Annotated in this window: 18 protein-coding genes and 1 tRNA gene; 10 read left to right on the forward strand and 9 right to left on the reverse strand. The window is 69.7% G+C overall.

Annotated features, from left to right (window positions below):
• Positions 1-18: 18 nt before the first annotated feature.
• A complete protein-coding gene (locus tag BLR51_RS02455) occupies positions 19-210 on the forward strand; it encodes a DUF1674 domain-containing protein (RefSeq protein ID WP_089843282.1) in 192 nt (63 codons plus the stop codon).
• Positions 211-314: 104 nt separating this feature from the next.
• On the opposite strand, the gene dapB is transcribed toward BLR51_RS02455, so the two are convergent.
• Entirely contained in the window at positions 315-1,130 is an 816-nt protein-coding gene (gene dapB, locus BLR51_RS02460) for a 4-hydroxy-tetrahydrodipicolinate reductase (protein ID WP_089844068.1), read from the reverse strand.
• 83 nt (positions 1,131-1,213) lie between these two features.
• Here dapB and rbfA point away from each other — a divergent pair, with 83 nt between their 5' ends.
• The 7 genes from rbfA to lpxK all read left to right on the forward strand — a co-directional run bounded on the left by rbfA (position 1,214) and on the right by lpxK (position 7,022).
• Entirely contained in the window at positions 1,214-1,609 is a 396-nt protein-coding gene (rbfA, locus tag BLR51_RS02465) for a 30S ribosome-binding factor RbfA (RefSeq protein ID WP_089843285.1), read from the forward strand.
• Positions 1,606-2,358: a phosphodiester glycosidase family protein gene (locus BLR51_RS02470; protein WP_375342669.1), complete on the forward strand. Its 753-nt coding sequence runs from the start codon at positions 1,606-1,608 to the stop codon at positions 2,356-2,358. Before rbfA ends, BLR51_RS02470 begins: the two co-directional genes overlap by 4 nt.
• Positions 2,359-2,391: 33 nt before the next feature.
• Positions 2,392-3,738, forward strand: coding sequence for a TldD/PmbA family protein (locus tag BLR51_RS02475; protein WP_089843288.1), 1,347 nt, complete (start codon positions 2,392-2,394; stop codon positions 3,736-3,738).
• A complete protein-coding gene (locus BLR51_RS02480; RefSeq protein ID WP_089843291.1) occupies positions 3,725-4,504 on the forward strand; it encodes a 3'(2'),5'-bisphosphate nucleotidase CysQ in 780 nt (259 codons plus the stop codon). The genes BLR51_RS02475 and BLR51_RS02480 overlap by 14 nt, the downstream gene beginning before the upstream one ends.
• A gap of 72 nt (positions 4,505-4,576) precedes the next feature.
• The gene (locus BLR51_RS02485; RefSeq protein WP_089843294.1) at positions 4,577-4,819 is read left to right on the forward strand and encodes a DUF4170 domain-containing protein; all 243 of its coding nucleotides are present in this window, start codon (positions 4,577-4,579) and stop codon (positions 4,817-4,819) included.
• A gap of 68 nt (positions 4,820-4,887) precedes the next feature.
• On the forward strand, positions 4,888-6,030 hold the full coding sequence (locus BLR51_RS02490; protein ID WP_230795900.1) for a 3-deoxy-D-manno-octulosonic acid transferase: 1,143 nt from the start codon (positions 4,888-4,890) through the stop codon (positions 6,028-6,030).
• Positions 6,030-7,022, forward strand: coding sequence for a tetraacyldisaccharide 4'-kinase (gene lpxK, locus BLR51_RS02495; RefSeq protein WP_089843301.1), 993 nt, complete (start codon positions 6,030-6,032; stop codon positions 7,020-7,022). The genes BLR51_RS02490 and lpxK overlap by 1 nt, the downstream gene beginning before the upstream one ends.
• A gap of 2 nt (positions 7,023-7,024) precedes the next feature.
• Here the strand turns inward: lpxK and BLR51_RS02500 are convergent, their stop codons facing one another.
• The gene (locus BLR51_RS02500) at positions 7,025-7,885 is read right to left on the reverse strand and encodes an N-formylglutamate amidohydrolase (RefSeq protein ID WP_089843306.1); all 861 of its coding nucleotides are present in this window, start codon (positions 7,883-7,885) and stop codon (positions 7,025-7,027) included.
• A gap of 148 nt (positions 7,886-8,033) precedes the next feature.
• On the opposite strand from BLR51_RS02500, the gene BLR51_RS02505 reads away from it, so the two are divergent.
• Positions 8,034-8,108: transfer RNA gene (locus BLR51_RS02505), tRNA-Val, on the forward strand.
• An 83-nt stretch (positions 8,109-8,191) separates the two neighbouring features.
• The gene (ykgO, locus tag BLR51_RS02510) at positions 8,192-8,317 is read left to right on the forward strand and encodes a type B 50S ribosomal protein L36 (RefSeq protein WP_089843309.1); all 126 of its coding nucleotides are present in this window, start codon (positions 8,192-8,194) and stop codon (positions 8,315-8,317) included.
• Between the two features lie 123 nt (positions 8,318-8,440).
• Here ykgO and BLR51_RS02515 read toward each other — a convergent pair whose 3' ends face one another.
• From BLR51_RS02515 to aroA, 7 genes are all read right to left on the reverse strand, one after another.
• The gene (locus BLR51_RS02515) at positions 8,441-9,121 is read right to left on the reverse strand and encodes a phosphoribosylanthranilate isomerase (RefSeq protein ID WP_089843314.1); all 681 of its coding nucleotides are present in this window, start codon (positions 9,119-9,121) and stop codon (positions 8,441-8,443) included.
• Positions 9,122-9,211: 90 nt separating this feature from the next.
• Positions 9,212-9,562: a lipopolysaccharide assembly protein LapA domain-containing protein gene (locus tag BLR51_RS02520; RefSeq protein WP_089843319.1), complete on the reverse strand. Its 351-nt coding sequence runs from the start codon at positions 9,560-9,562 to the stop codon at positions 9,212-9,214.
• A 5-nt stretch (positions 9,563-9,567) separates the two neighbouring features.
• The gene (gene ihfB, locus BLR51_RS02525; protein ID WP_089844074.1) at positions 9,568-9,849 is read right to left on the reverse strand and encodes an integration host factor subunit beta; all 282 of its coding nucleotides are present in this window, start codon (positions 9,847-9,849) and stop codon (positions 9,568-9,570) included.
• Positions 9,850-10,136: 287 nt separating this feature from the next.
• Positions 10,137-11,813: a 30S ribosomal protein S1 gene (gene rpsA, locus BLR51_RS02530; RefSeq protein WP_089843325.1), complete on the reverse strand. Its 1,677-nt coding sequence runs from the start codon at positions 11,811-11,813 to the stop codon at positions 10,137-10,139.
• Positions 11,814-12,173: 360 nt separating this feature from the next.
• Positions 12,174-13,172, reverse strand: coding sequence for an aldo/keto reductase (locus tag BLR51_RS02535; RefSeq protein WP_089843328.1), 999 nt, complete (start codon positions 13,170-13,172; stop codon positions 12,174-12,176).
• On the reverse strand, positions 13,169-13,789 hold the full coding sequence (locus BLR51_RS02540; protein ID WP_089843333.1) for a (d)CMP kinase: 621 nt from the start codon (positions 13,787-13,789) through the stop codon (positions 13,169-13,171). The genes BLR51_RS02535 and BLR51_RS02540 overlap by 4 nt, the downstream gene beginning before the upstream one ends.
• A gap of 124 nt (positions 13,790-13,913) precedes the next feature.
• Complete coding sequence (aroA, locus tag BLR51_RS02545) at positions 13,914-15,275, reverse strand: 3-phosphoshikimate 1-carboxyvinyltransferase (protein WP_089843338.1); 1,362 nt, start codon at positions 15,273-15,275, stop codon at positions 13,914-13,916.
• Positions 15,276-15,291 lie beyond the last annotated feature (16 nt).

Raw genomic sequence — 15,291 nt, forward strand, 5'->3', positions numbered from 1 at the left:
AGCCGAAGGACCGCCGCCATGACCACCGACACCCCCGCCGACCTGCCCGCCGCCGCCCGGCGCGCGCTGGCCGAAGCCGCCGAACGCCGCGCCGCCGCCGAGGCGGAAGCCGCCCGGTCCCCGCAGCCGAAAGAATATGGCGGCCGCGACGGGCTTGACCCCGCGCGCTTTGGCGACTGGGAGAAAAAGGGCCTCGCCATCGATTTCTGAGGCGCGAGAGGTCGGGGGAGAGAGGGGGCACTGCCCCCGTCCGCTGACGCGGACTCCCCCGGAGTTTAGGGGCAAGATGAAGCCCCGAGCGCGGCCGGAACGGGTCAGTCGTTCAGGCCGAGCACGTCCAGCATGTCATATTCGCCGGGCGCCCTGTCCTGCCCCCAGAGGGCGGCGCGCAGCGCGCCCCGGGCAAACAGCGCGCGGTCGGAGGCGATGTGTTTCAGCACGATGCGTTCGCCCTCGGTGGCGAAGATCACCTCGTGTTCGCCCACCACATCGCCGCCGCGCAGCGCGGCAAAGCCGATGTCGCCGCGCCTGCGCGCGCCTGTCAGCCCGTCGCGGCCCCGGTCCGAGGCGTCGGCCAGATCGACGCCCCGGCCTGCCGCCGCAGCCTCTCCCAGCATCAGCGCCGTGCCGGAGGGCGCGTCGACCTTGCGGTTGTGGTGCATTTCCACGATCTCGATGTCCCAGTCGGCATCCAGCGCCGCCGCCACCTGCCGGGTGATGCGGGTCAGCAGGTTGACGCCAAGGCTCATGTTGCCCGCGCGCACGATCACCGCGTGATGGGCGGCGGCGCGGATGCGGTCGAGATGCGCAGGCTGAAGCCCGGTGGTGCCGATCACATGCACGCAGCGCGCCTGCGCCGCCAGATCGGCAAACTCCACCGTCGCCTCGGGGGCGGTGAAATCCAGCACCGCCTGCGCGCGGGCGAAGGTGTCGAGCGGATCGTCGCTGACCGTGACGCCAAGCGGGGCACCGCCCATCGCCTCGCCCAGATCGCGGCCCACCCATGCATGGCCGGGCCGTTCCAGCGCGCCCGACAGCCGCAGCCGGTCGCTGCGCCCCAGTTCGCGCACCAGCATCTGCCCCATGCGCCCCGACACGCCTGTCACCACCACGCCCGGTTGATCGGTCATCTTGCCCTCCATGTCGACACGCGGCCTGCTTAGCGCGCGCGGGTCGGCTTGGCAAAGGGGCGCAACAGGCCTATGTCTGCGCCATGGGCAAAAACAGATTCCAAGAAGGTTCGGGGCCGAGCCAGCGGCAGCTTCGGGTGGGGGAACTCATCCGGCGCACGCTGTCCGACGTCCTGAACCGGGGCGACATCCACGACCCCGAACTGAACCGGCAGTCGATCACCGTGGGCGAGGTGCGCGTGTCACCCGACCTTAAGGTGGCGACCGCCTATGTGGTGCCATTGGGCGGCGGCGATCCCGCCCCCATGTTCGAAGGGCTGGAGCGCAACCGCGCCGAGCTGCGGCGGGCGGTCTCCAAGGGGCTGACGCTGAAATTCGCGCCAGAGCTGCGGTTCCGGCTCGACGAGACCTTCGACCGGCTCGACGAGACGCGGCGCCTGTTCGCGCAGGACGCGGTGCGCCGCGATCTGGACGAGTGAGCCTCTGGCGCATCCTTGCCACCGCCTGTCTGGCGGCTGCGGTCCTGTGGCCGGGCCGGGCTGCGGCGGTGGACTGCGCGACCGAGAGCTTCGAGGGCCAGCGCTACACGCTCTGCCGGGTCGATGCGGCGCGCGAGGATCTGCGCACCTTCCTGCGCGACCCCGAGGGCCAGCCCTGGGGCCAGTTTTCGACGCTGGAAAGCGCGCTGGCGCCGCAGGGGCTGACGCTGGCCTTCGCGATGAACGCGGGCATGTATCATGCCGACCGCGCGCCGGTGGGCCATTATGTCGAGGACGGGCGCGAGGAGATGCGCGTGGTGCCGAACCCCTCGCCGGGGAATTTCGGGCTGCTGCCCAACGGCATCCTGTGCATCCGCGACCGCCGCGCCGAGGTGATCGAGACGCGCGCCTTTCTGGCCAGCAGGCCGGACTGCCGCTTTGCCACGCAGTCGGGGCCGATGCTGGTGATCGACGGCGCGCTGCATCCGCGCTTTCTGCCCGACAGCACCTCGCGCTATGTGCGCAACGGTGTCGGCGCTTCGGCGGACGGGCGGCGGCTGGTCTTTGCGATCTCGGAACAGCCGGTGACCTTTCACGAGTTCGGGCGGCTGTTCCGCGACGGGCTGAAGCTGCCGCAGGCGCTGTATTTCGACGGCAATGTCTCGCGGCTTTATGCGCCCGCGATCGGACGTGCCGATCCGGGCCGGACCATGGGCCCCATCGTGGGCGTGGTGCAACCCGCAGGCTGAGCCTGCCATTCCTGAACCCGTGCCGGAGGACAGATGTCGAAGGATCTTGAAACCCTGACCGCGGCCCTGTTGCAGGCTGCGACCCGCGCCGGGGCCGATGCCGCCGATGCCATGGCGCTGGATGGCACGGCGCTTGGCATCGACACGCGCGGCGGCAGGCTGGAACAGGCGGAGCGCGCCGAGGGGCTGGAATTCGGCCTGCGCGTGCTGATCGGGCAGCGCAGCGCCGTGGTCTCCGGCTCTGACGCGCGGCCCGAAGTGCTGGCCGCCATGGCGGAGCGGGCGGTGGCCATGGCGCGCGAGGCGCCGGAGGATCCCTATATCGGCCTTGCCGATCCCGCCCTGCTGGCGCGGGATGTGGATGCCGCAGCGCTGGAGCTGTTCGATCCCGCCGCCGAACCGTCCCCCGCCGAGCTGGAGCAGGACGCGCGCGAGGCGGAGGCGGCGGCGCAGGCGGTGCGCGGCGTCACGCAGGTGGATGGCGCCTCGGCGCATTACAGCGCGACGCGGGTGCATCTGGCCGCCACCAACGGCTTTTCGGGCGGCTATACGCGCAGTTCGCGGTCCATTTCCTGCGTCGCCATCGCGGGCAGCGGGCTGGGGATGGAGCGCGACCATGACGGCGACACCCGCATCTTTGCCGCCGACCTGCGCGGCGCCGCCGAGATCGGCACGCGCGCGGGCGAGCGCGCGGTGGAGCGGCTGAGCCCGCGCAAGCCGCGCACCGGCGCCTATCCGGTGATCTTTGACGAACGCATTTCCGGCTCGCTGATCGGGCATCTGGCGGCGGCGATCAATGGCAGCGCGATCACGCGCGGCGCCTCGTGGCTGCGCGACGCGATGGGGGAACAGGTGCTGCCCGCCGCGCTGTCGCTGATCGAGGATCCGCGCCGGGTGCGCGTGCCCTCCTCGCGCCCCTTCGATGCCGAGGGCCTGCCGACCCGGGCGCGGGCGCTGGTGCAGGACGGCGTGCTGCAGGGCTGGTCGCTGGATCTGGCCACGGCGCGCAAGCTGGGGCTGGCGCCCACCGGCAATGCGGCGCGCGGCACCTCCTCGGCGCCGTCGCCCACGGCGTGGAACCTTGACCTGACCCAAGGCGGGCAGAGCCGCGCCGAGCTGATCGCGGAAACCGGGCGCGGGCTGCTGGTCACCTCGATGATCGGATCGACCATCAACCCCAATACCGGCGATTATTCCCGGGGTGCCGCAGGCTTCTGGATCGAGAATGGCGAGATTGCCTATCCGGTCTCCGGCGTCACCCTCGCGGGGAACCTGCGCGAGATGCTGCTGAGCCTGACGCCTGCCAATGACGCGCGGCCTTGGCTGTCGCGCGTCGTGCCCTCGCTGCGGGTCGAGGGGCTGACCCTTGCCGGAGAGTGATGGCGCCCTCTTGGTGCGTGCCGCCGAAGCTGCGGCAGAGGTGGCGCTGGCCTATCGCGGCGGGCCGCTGGACATCCGGCTGAAGGCGCAGGATGGCAGCCCGGTCACCGCCGCCGATCTGGCGGTGAACGACCGGCTGGAGCAGATCCTGCGTGCCGCCCGCCCCGGCTATGGCTGGCTGTCGGAAGAAAGCGCCGATGCCCCCGCCCGGCTGGCATCGGAGCGGGTGTTCATCATCGACCCCATCGACGGCACCCGCAGCTTCATCGAGGGCGAGGACAGCTGGGCGCATTCGCTGGCCATCGCCGAACGCGGCGAGGTGATCGCCGCCGCCGTGCTGCTGCCGGTGCTGGGGCTGGGCTATGCCGCCACGCGCGGGCGCGGCGCCACGCTGAACGGCGCGCCGCTGACCGTGACCCGGCAGGGCGATCTGACCCGGGCGCATGTGCTGGCGCCAAAGCCGGTGCTGGATCCGGGATTCTGGCGCGGCACCGTGCCGGGGTTCCGGCGCAGCCACCGTCCCTCCCTGGCATGGCGGCTGGCCCTTGTGGCAGAGGCGCGCTACGACGCGATGCTGACCTTCCGCCCGACATGGGAATGGGACATCGCCGCAGGCACGCTGATCCTGCAGGAGGCGGGGGCACGGGTGACGGACCGTTTCGGGCGCCCCTTGGCCTTCAACGCCCGCAGCGCCCAGCACGAGGGCGTGATCGCCGCCAATCCGGCGCTGCATGACGACATTCTGGCCCGGCTGCACCCGCGCTGAGACCATGACCACGGCTTGACGTGCCGCCCGCAAGCCGTAGGGTGCGCGCGTCAGCGCGAGAAAGGACACCGCATGGGTCAACGCCTTCATCTCGTCTTCGGCGGCGAACTGGTCACGCCGGAGAAAACCGTCTTCAAGGACGTGAACGACATTCATATCGTCGGCATCTTCCCCGACTACGCCTCGGCGCATGATGCGTGGAAGGCCGAAGCGCAGCGCACCGTGGACAATGCGCATATGCGCTATTTCATCGCCCATCTTCACCGCCTGCGCGACGAAGAGCGCGAGGACTCAGCCGCCGTGGATCTTGGCTGACCTTGACGCGCAGGCCGTTTTCCCTGTCCGCCTATCTGGCTTTCGCCAGAGGCAGGACCAGTTCCGCCGTGGCGGAACCGGACCAGCCAAGGCCTGCGGGACCGATCATCTGGGCGCAGGCGGGCACGCCCGGCAGCGCCCGGCCTCTGGCCGCGCTTCTGTCGCGCCTGCAGATGCAGCGCCCGGATCTGTCGCTGCTGGTCACGGGTGATTCGGCCTGCGCCCCGCCCGGCGCCATCGCGACCGACCTGCCCGGCGAAAGCCAGCCCGAGGTGACGGGCTTTGCGACCCACTGGCGCCCCGCCATCGGCTTCTGGACCGGCCAGCATCTGCGCCCCGCCCTGCTGCACACGCTGAAGGCGCGCGGCACGAAGCTGGTGCTGCTGGATGCGCGGGACGCGCAATGGACCACCCCGGCGCCCGGCTGGATGCCGGATGCAGCCCCGGCCACGCTCAGCCTGTTTGACCGCGCCTATGGCGTGGATGACGCCGCCCGCCGCCGCCTGCGCCGCGCGGGCCTGCCCGAGGACCGGCTGCCGCGCACCGGGCTGCTGACCGAAACCGCGCCGCCGCTCGACTATCCGCGCCGCGCCCATGAAGAGCTGGTGGCGGCCTTTGCCGCCCGCCCGGTCTGGCTCGCCGCCCGCGTGCGCACCGCAGAGGCGGAGCAGGTGCTGGACGCGCATCTGCGCGCGGTGCGGCTGGCACACCGGCTGCTGCTGATTCTGGTCCCCGCCGAGGGCGAGGATGCGGCGGCCATCGCCGACCGCGCCCGCGCCTCTGACCTGCGGCTGTGCCTCTGGGACAATGGCGAGATGCCGGACGAGACCACGCAGATGATCCTGACCGAAACCCCGGGCGAGCTGGGCCTGTGGTATCGGCTGGCGCCGCTGGTCTTTCTGGGCGGCTCGCTGGTGCCCGGCCATGGCGGCGAGGATCCGCTGGAGGCGGCGGTGCATGGCACGGCGCTGCTGTATGGTCCCAATGTGGGCCGCCACCTGCCCGCCTATTCCCGGCTGGCCGAGGCGGGGGCGGCGCGAATCGTGCGCGATTTCGATTCGCTCTCCGCCGCCGTCAGCCAGCTGATCGCCCCCGACCGCGCCGCCGCCATGGCCCATGCCGGCTGGGATGTGGTGAGCCAGGGCGCCGCCCTGACCGACGAGCTGCTGACGCTGGCCGGGGACTGGCTGGATACCGGGGAGGCCGCCTGATGCGCGCCCCCGGCTTCTGGGACACGCCCCCCGACCGCCCCGCGTGGCAGGCCCGCCTGCTGGCGCCGCTGGCGGCGCTGACCGCCCGCGCCACCGCCCGCCGCGTGACGGCAGGCCCGCGCCTGCGGGTGGGTGTGCCGGTGATCTGCGTCGGCAACCTCAACGCGGGCGGCACCGGCAAGACCCCCAGCGTCATCGCGGTGCTGGAACGGCTGGCGGCGCGCGGCATCGCGGCGCAGGTGGTGTCGCGCGGCCATGGTGGGCGACTGACCGGCCCGGTGCAGGTCGATCCGCGCCGCCACAGCGCCGCCGATGTGGGCGACGAGCCGCTGCTGCTGGCCGCCTTCGCCCCGGTCTGGGTGGCGCGCGACCGCGCGGCGGGCGCCAAGGCGGCGGTGGCCGCAGACGCGCAGGCGGTGGTGCTGGATGACGGCTTCCAGAACCCGGCGCTGGCGCAGGATCTGGCGCTGGTGGTGGTCGATGCGCGCTATGGCTTCGGCAATGGCCGCTGCCTGCCCGCAGGGCCGCTGCGCGAGCCGGTCGACCCCGGCCTTGCCCGCGCCGATCTGCTGCTCTCCATCGGGGCGCCCGGGGCACAGCAGGACTTTGCCGCGCGCTGGCGCCGCCACATCACCCTGCCGCATCTGACCGGCGCGCTGGAGCCGCTGCAGACCGGCATGGACTGGCAGGACATGCCCGCCTTCGCCTTCGCCGGCATCGGCCATCCCGAAAAATTCTTCGCCACGCTGCGCGGGCTTGGCGCCGATCTGCGCGGCACGCGGGCGCTGGACGACCACCAGCCGCTGACCCCCGCCCTGCTGACCCGGCTGGAGCGGGACGCCGCCGCAGCGGGCGCGCAGCTTGTCACTACCGAAAAGGATGCGGTGCGCCTGCCCGACAGCTTCCGCCCCAAGGTACTGACCCTGCCGGTGCGGCTGCGGCTGCAGGATCCCGCAGTGCTGGACACCCGGCTCGACGCGCTCTTCGGCTGAACCTATTCCGCCGCCAGCTGCTGGTCGCGGTGACCGATCGCCGCCACCTCGGACACCACGCCGCGCAGCAGCCGCCGGAACGCCTGAAAATTCGCATTCGGCCGGATGCTGGCCTCGTCCATGTAAATGGCGCGGTCGATTTCCACCTGCACCGCATGCTGGCGCCGCGACGGGCGGCCATAGGCCTGCGTGATATACGCCCCGGCAAAAGGCGCGTTGCGCGCCACCACCAGCCCGGCACGGCGGAAGGCCGTCTCGATCAGCTCGACGATCTCCGGCGCCGCCGAGGCGCCGAACCGGTCGCCGATCACGATCTCGGGCCGCCGGGCCCCACCGCGCGCCGCCCCCTCCACCGCCTCATGCGGCATGGAATGACAGTCGATGAGAATCGTCTCGCCGAATCCCAGCAGCGCCCGGCTCAGCAGCGCCTGAAGCTGCGTGTGATAGGGCCGCCAGTACTGGGTGATCCGCCGCTCCGCCTCGGTCATGGGCAGCTTGCCGCTATAGATCGCCCTGCCATTGGCCACCACGCGCGGCACCACCCCCAGCCCGCTCGCGACGCGCGGATTGTGACCGCCCCGCCGCACCCCTTCGATCAGCGCGGGGTCAAGCTCGTCGGCGGCGCGGTTCAGGTCGACAAAGGCGCGCGGCGCCCCGGCCCGCAGGAAAGGCGCACCAAACTGCGGCGCACAGTCGAACAGCCGGTCGACAAAGGCATCCTCAGACGAGCGGATCGCGTGTTCGTCCAGAACGGTGCTGCGCAGGAAGCTCCACGGATAATCCCGGCCCGAATGGGGCGACGCGAAGACCACGCAGGACGTGGCCGCCTCGGGCATGTCAAGGTGATAGGCGACTTTCGGCATCTGCGCTCCTTCCGGCCGACAATAAACCATTTTCCCGGGCTGCCAAAAGCCCTTGATCCCGCTTCCGACTCCTTTTATAGACCCCTCCACCGGCGCGGTTCACCGCGCTCCGCATCATCGCGGAGCAAGGAGATCGCGCACACCATAAGGGCGGTTAGCTCAGCGGTAGAGCACTACGTTGACATCGTAGTGGCCACTGGTTCGATCCCAGTACCGCCCACCATGGAATTCACCGCGCGCGGGACTTGTCCCGCCGCATGCTGCAACGAAAGGCGCTCGCGCGCCGCGACAAGAGGAGAGACTGGAATGAAGGTCGCAAACTCACTCCGCTCGCTCAAACAGCGCCACCGCGACTGCCGCGTTGTGCGCCGTAAGGGCCGCGTCTATGTGATCAACAAGACCCAGCCCCGGTTCAAAGCCCGTCAGGGCTGAACCAAGGCTGACGCCTGATCTGACAAGGGCCATCCAAACGGGTGGCCCTTTGCTTTTGCAGCGTCTTTTATCCCGTGCCGGTGCTTGCCGCCGGACAAGCGGCCCCCCACCGGTGCCCGCCCGTCAGAGGCGGGGCACCGCAGGCGCGCGGGCCAGATCGCGCGCCGCCGCCACGAAGGCCCGGATCAGATCCGCAGATTTCTGCCCCGGCGCCGTCTCGACCCCGGAGGACACGTCAAGCTGCCGCGTGCCGGTCATCGCCACCGCCTGCGCCACGTTCTGCGGCGCGAGCCCCCCCGCCAGCATCCACGGCACCGGCCAGCGCCGCCCGGCAATCAGCCGCCAGTCAAAGGCCAGTCCGTTGCCGCCCGGCAGCGCCGCGTCCTTCGGCGCCTTGGCATCGACCAGAATCTGGTCCGCCACCCGGCCATAGGCATCAAGCTGCGGCAGATCCTCGGCCCGCGCGACCCCCACCGCCTTCATCACCGGCAGGCCATACCGCGCCCGGATCTCCGCCACGCGCTCGGGCGATTCGTGCCCATGCAGCTGCAGCATGTCGAGCGGCACCCGCGCCACGATCGCATCCAGCGCCGCATCCTCGGCATCCACCAGCAGCGCCACCTTGGCGAGCCCCACCGGGGCCGCCAGCGCCAGATCCCGCGCCAGATCCACCCCGACCGCACGCGGCGACCGGGCATAAAACACAAGGCCCGCATAATGCGCGCCCGCCGCCGCCGCGGCAGCCACGTCCTCGGGCCGCGTCAGCCCGCAGATCTTGACCCTGATCCCGTCCGCGCTGGTCATCGGCGGCCCATCCCTTTCATCTTGCCCCTAAACTCCGGGGGGAGGCGCGTCCCGCGCCGAGGGGGGCAGCGCCCCCCTGCCCCGCAGGGGTCAGCGGCTCTGGTCGAGGATCGCCAGAACCTCGTCCTTGTCCTTGTCGCGCTCGGCCTCGGTGCGCTTCAGCTGGCGCTCCAGACGGCGCAGCTCGGCCTTGCGCTGTGCTGCGGCGGCGCGGTGCTTGTGCTCGCGCAGCCATTCCCAGACGAAGCCGATCAGCAGACCCGCCAGAATCCCGCCGAAAAACACCAGAAACACCGGCACGGTCAGCATCTGCTGGAAGGCCAGCAGGGTCGCCATGTCATCGGGCAGCAGCTGCAGCGTGACCGGCCCCCGGTTGGCCAGCGCGATGGCGATCAGCAGCACGGCCAGCAGGCCCAGAAGCAGGTAGCGGATGTAGGTCATTCAGGTCACTTTCCGTTCAGGCGGTCGCGCAGCAGTTTTCCGGTCTTGAAGAAGGGCACACATTTCTCCTCGACATCCACCGCCTCGCCGGTGCGCGGGTTGCGCCCCAGCCGGGCATCGCGCTGCTTGACCGAAAAGGCGCCGAAGCCGCGCAGCTCCACCCGGTCGCCCCGGGCCATGGCATTGGTGATCTCGTCAAAGATCGTATTCACGATCCGCTCCACATCCCGTTGATAAAGATGCGGGTTCTCCTCCGCGATCTTCTGGATCAATTCCGATCTGATCATCTTCACCATCCCTGTGCTGCGTCTTCCGCGCCCCTCGTATTCTAGGACTATACGCCGAGCCGCTCAAAAGGAAACCGGGCGGTGAGGAGAAAAGCCCATTTATCGCAGCAGTTTGCAGCCATTCCAGCGGGCAGCGGGGCCCCTGCGCGGGCCTCTCGCGCGGTTTTCCGCCGAAAGTCCGGGTGCTGCGACTCACACGCGCGCTCCGCCAGCCAGCCCGCCGAAGGCCGCGCGCAGCAAAAAGGCCCCGCCGAAGCGGGGCCTTTCCAGCCTGTCAGGGACAGGACTTACTCGTCGCGCTTCAGTGCCGCGCCAAGGATGTCGCCCAGCGATGCGCCCGAATCAGAGGAGCCATACTGTTCCACGGCTTCCTTCTCTTCGGCGATCTCGCGCGCCTTGATCGACAGGCCCAGACGACGGGTCTTGCTGTCGATATTGGTCACGCGCACGTCGATCTTGTCGCCCACCGAGAAACGCTCGGGGCGCTGGTCGGCACGGTCGCGGGCAAGGTCGGACCGGCGGATGAAGGACTTCATGCCTTCGTATTCCACCTCGACGCCGCCTTCCTCGATCGCCGTCACTTCGACGGTAATGATCGAGCCGCGCTTCACGCCGCCAACCGCATCGGCGAACTTGTCACCACCCAGGGCCTTGATGGAGAGCGAGATGCGCTCCTTGTCGGTGTCCACTTCGGTGACCACGGCCTTGACCACGTCACCCTTGCGGTAATCCTGAATGGCTTCTTCGCCGCGCTGGTCCCACGACAGGTCGCTGAGGTGCACCATGCCGTCGATCTCGCCGGGCAGGCCGATGAACAGACCGAATTCGGTGATGTTCTTGACTTCGCCCTCGACCTCGGTGCCCTCGGGATGAGTTTCCGAGAACACTTCCCACGGGTTGCGCATGGTCTGCTTGAGACCCAGCGACACCCGGCGCTTGGCCGCGTCGATTTCCAGCACCATGACATCCACTTCCTGCGAGGTGGACACGATCTTGCCGGGATGCACGTTCTTCTTGGTCCAGGACATTTCCGACACGTGGACCAGACCTTCGACACCGGGCTCCAGCTCCACGAAGGCGCCGTAATCGGTGATGTTGGTCACGCGGCCCTGATGGACCGAGCTCAGCGGGAACTTGACCGCCACCAGATCCCACGGATCTTCCTGCAGCTGCTTCATGCCGAGGCTGATGCGGTGGGTGTCCTTGTTGATCTTGATGACCTGAACCTTGACGGTTTCGCCGATCGCCAGAATCTCGGACGGGTGGTTGACCCGGCGCCACGCCATGTCGGTGACGTGCAGCAGGCCGTCGACACCGCCCAGATCCACGAACGCACCGTATTCGGTGATGTTCTTGACCACGCCGTCGACCGTCTGGCCTTCGGTGAGGTTGGCGATGACTTCCGCACGCTGTTCGGCGCGCGATTCTTCAAGGATCGCACGACGCGAGACAACGATGTTGCCGCGGCGACGGTCCATCTTGAGGATCTGGAAGGGCTGCTTCAGACCCATCAGCGGGCCGGCATCGCGCACGGGGCGCACATCGACCTGAGAGCCGGGCAGGAACGCGACAGCGCCGCCCAGATCCACGGTGAAGCCACCCTTGACGCGGCCGAAGATCGCGCCTTCGACGCGGGCATCGTCGGCATAGGCCTTTTCCAGACGGTCCCAGGCTTCCTCGCGGCGGGCCATCTCGCGGGAGATGACGGCTTCGCCCCGGGCGTTCTCGGCGGAGCGCAGGTAAACCTCGACCTCATCGCCGACGGAAACGTTGGGAGTCTCGCCGGGTTCGGCGAATTCCTTAAGATCGACGCGGCCTTCCATCTTGTAGCCGACATCGATGATGGCCTGGCCCGCTTCAATCGCGATGACCTTGCCGCGGACAACCGAACCTTCGTCCGGGGTGTCCATTTCGAGGCTTTCGTTAAGGAGGGCCTCGAATTCCTCCATGGTGGTATTTGCCATGTGGCGTATATGTCCTTTACATCGGTTTTTTGCTGGCCATGCGGTTGTCTCCGCCGGTCTTGGGATTGGTCTTTCGGGCTTCCGCGAAGCACAGGATGGGCCGGTGAACCGACCCTGCCCGCCCCCTGAAGGCGGGCGTCGCAAGCCTTGCTGGACGCGCGCGATATAGCTGCCACACCCCGTCAAGGCAAGGCTTAAAGCCATCCGGCCCGCAGGTCCTGCCCGCAGCGGCGCACCGCCCGCGCGCCCGGCCCCGGTCCCGCGCCCTTCTTCTTGGCACAAATATCCCGGGGGGCGCGCGCCGCAGGCGCGCGGGGGGCAGCGCCCCCCTCTGCCCCCTCCCCCCCGCAGAAGCCGCGATCAGCAGAACCGTTCCGGCCCCACATACTGCCCGTCGGAATAGCGGTCGCCATGCGCCCAGCCCACCGGCAGCACCGACTCGATCCGGGCCAGATCCTCCGGTCCCAGATCCAGATCGAGCCCGCGCAGCAGTTCGCGCAGATGCGCCACCGACCGCGTGCCGGGGATCGGCAGCACCGGGCCGTCCTGCGCCAGAAGCCATGCGATGGCCAGCCCCGCCGCAGGCACCTCCATCTCTGCCGCCAGCCGCCGGAACCCGTCGGTGATCGCCAGATTGGCGGCAAAATTCGGCGGCTGGAACCGGGGATTGTCGCCCACAAAGCTGCCCTTGCCGAATTTCGCCGGATCAAGCGGCGCATCGGTCAGCAGCGACCGCCCCACCGGCGAGAACGCCACCAGCGCCACGCCAAGCTCGCGGCAGGCCTGCAGCAGCCCCAGTTCGACAAAGCGCGAGGAGAGCGAATATTCCGACTGCACCGCCGCCACCGGAAACACCGCATGAGCCCGCCGCAGCGACGAGGGCGCGATCTCGGAAAAGCCCACCGCCCGCGCCTTGCCCTTGGCGACGATCCGGCCCAACCCCTCCGCCACCTCCTCGATGGGGATGGCCGCCTCGCGCCGGTGGACATAGAACAGGTCGACCTGCTCCACCCCCATCCGCGCCAGCGATCCGTCCAGCTCCGCCTCCAGATGCGCGGCGCTGTTGTTGAAAACGCGCCGCCCCTGCGCATCCTGCGTGATGCCCGCCTTGGTGGCGATGTGCAGCTTGTCCCGCGCGCCGGGATTGGCGGCAAGCCACGCGCCGATGGTGCGCTCCGACCGGCCCTTGCCATAGACATTGGAGGTGTCGATATGGCGCAGCCCCGCCGCCACCGCCGCATCCAGCACCGCAAAAGACGCGGCCTCGGTGGTCTCGCCGTAAAAATCGGCAAAGGACATGGCCCCGATCCCCAGCGCCGGAATCTCCGGCCCGCCCTGTCCCATGATCAGCGTTTTCATGCCCGCGCTCTCCCGCTTCGTGTTTCTACCGCCGCAATGGCCGCCGCCACCGCCGCCTCCACATCCAGCGCCGAGGTGTCGATCACCACCGCGTCGGGCGCCGCCCGCAGCGGTGCATCGGCCCGCGTCGCATCCCTGTCGTCGCGCTCGCGGGTCTCTTCCAGCACGCGCGCGTAATCTGTCGTAACACCGGTGGCGCAAAGCTCGTCAAAGCGCCGCCGCGCCCGCACTTCGGGGCTTGCGGTCACGAAGAGCTTGGCATCCGCCTCGGGGCAGATCACCGTGCCGATGTCGCGCCCGTCCAGCACCGCGCCGCCATCGCGCCGGGCAAAGGCGCGCTGGAAATCCACCAGCGCCGCACGCACCTCCGGGATCGCCGCCACCCGCGACGCGGCCTGCGACACCTCCGGGGCGCGCAGGCCGGAGCCGCCCAGATCCTGCGCCGTCAGCGTCTGCGCCGCCGCGATCGGCGGCACGCCCTCCAGCATCCGGCGCCCCACCGCGCGGTAGAGCAGCCCGGTATCCAGATGCGCAAAGCCGAAATGCGCGGCGACTGCGCGGCTGATGGTGCCCTTGCCAGCCGCCGCCGGCCCGTCGATGGCGATGGTGAAAGCCATGCGTCGTCCTTTCCCTCAAAGCCTGATGCCGTGCCCGAGGCGGCAAGCTTAACCCGCGTGACCGGGCTGGCAAGCCGCACGGTCCCGCACCAGAGCAGCGCACCAGACCAGCGCGGCGGCCACCCTATCGCGCCGGATCCGCGTCCGCAGCCCCCAGATCCGCCCCAAGCCCGCGCATCAGCGGCTCGAACACCGGGAAAGAGGTGGCGATGGGGCCACCATCATCCACCGTCACCGGCGCCTCCGTGGCCAGCCCCAGCACCAGAAACGACATGGCGATGCGGTGATCCAGATGCGTGGCCACGGTGGCCCCGCCCGGCACGGCGCCAAAGCCGCGCCCCTCGACCGTCCACCAGTCCTCGCCCGCCTCCACCGTCACGCCGCAGGCGCGCAGCCCCACGGCCATGGCCTCGATCCGGTCGCTTTCCTTGACGCGCAGCTCCTTGACGCCGGGCATATGGGTGCGCCCCTCGGCAAAGGCCGCCACCACCGACAGCACCGGATATTCGTCGATCATGCTCGCCGCACGCTCTGCCGGCACCTCGATGCCGCGCAGGTTGGGCGAAAACCGCGCCCGCAGGTCGGCAACGGGCTCGCCGCCCTCCTCGCGCGGATTCTCGAAGACCAGATCAGCCCCCATCTCCTGCAGGGTAAAGAACAGCCCCGCCCGCGTCGGGTTCAGCCCGATATTCGGCACCAGCACGTCCGAGCCTTCGGTGATCAGCGCGGCACAGACCGGAAACGCCGCCGAGGACGGATCGCGCGGCACCGCGATCACCTGCGGGCGCAGCTCGGGCTGGCCCTGCAGGGTGATGACCCGCCCCTCCGGCCCGTCCTCACTGGAAATGACCGCGCCGAACCCCGCCAGCATCCGCTCGGAATGATCCCGCGTCGCCTCGCGCTCGATCACCACGGTTTCGCCCGGCGCATTGAGCCCGGCCAGCAGCACCGCCGACTTCACCTGAGCCGAAGGCACCGGCGTGGCATAGCGCACCGGCATCGCCTGCTCCGCCCCGACCAGAACCAGCGGCAGCCGCCCGCCCGACCGGCCATAGGCATGGGCCCCGAACTGCCGCAGCGGATCGGTGATCCGCGCCATGGGCCGCTTGTTCAGGCTGGCATCGCCGGTGAAGGTGGCAGAGATCGGTGTGGTGGCCATGGCCCCCATGATCAGCCGCACCCCGGTGCCGGAATTGCCGCAGTCGATCACCTGCGCGGGCTCGGCAAAACCGCCAACGCCAACACCCGTCACATGCCAGACATCGCCGCGCTTCTCGACCTCGGCGCCAAAGGCGCGCATGGCACTGGCGGTGTCCAGCACGTCCTGCCCTTCCAGCAGCCCGCTCACCCGCGTCTCGCCCACGGCCAGCGCGCCAAGGATCAGCGCGCGATGCGAAATCGACTTGTCCCCCGGCACCTCCGCCTGCCCGCGCAGCCCTGCGGACTTGCGCGACACCATCGCTCTGGCTTCCCCGTGGCTCGACATGACGCCCCTCCTGTGA

It is taken from the genome of Salipiger marinus, from assembly GCF_900100085.1.
GTDB lineage: Bacteria > Pseudomonadota > Alphaproteobacteria > Rhodobacterales > Rhodobacteraceae > Salipiger > Salipiger marinus.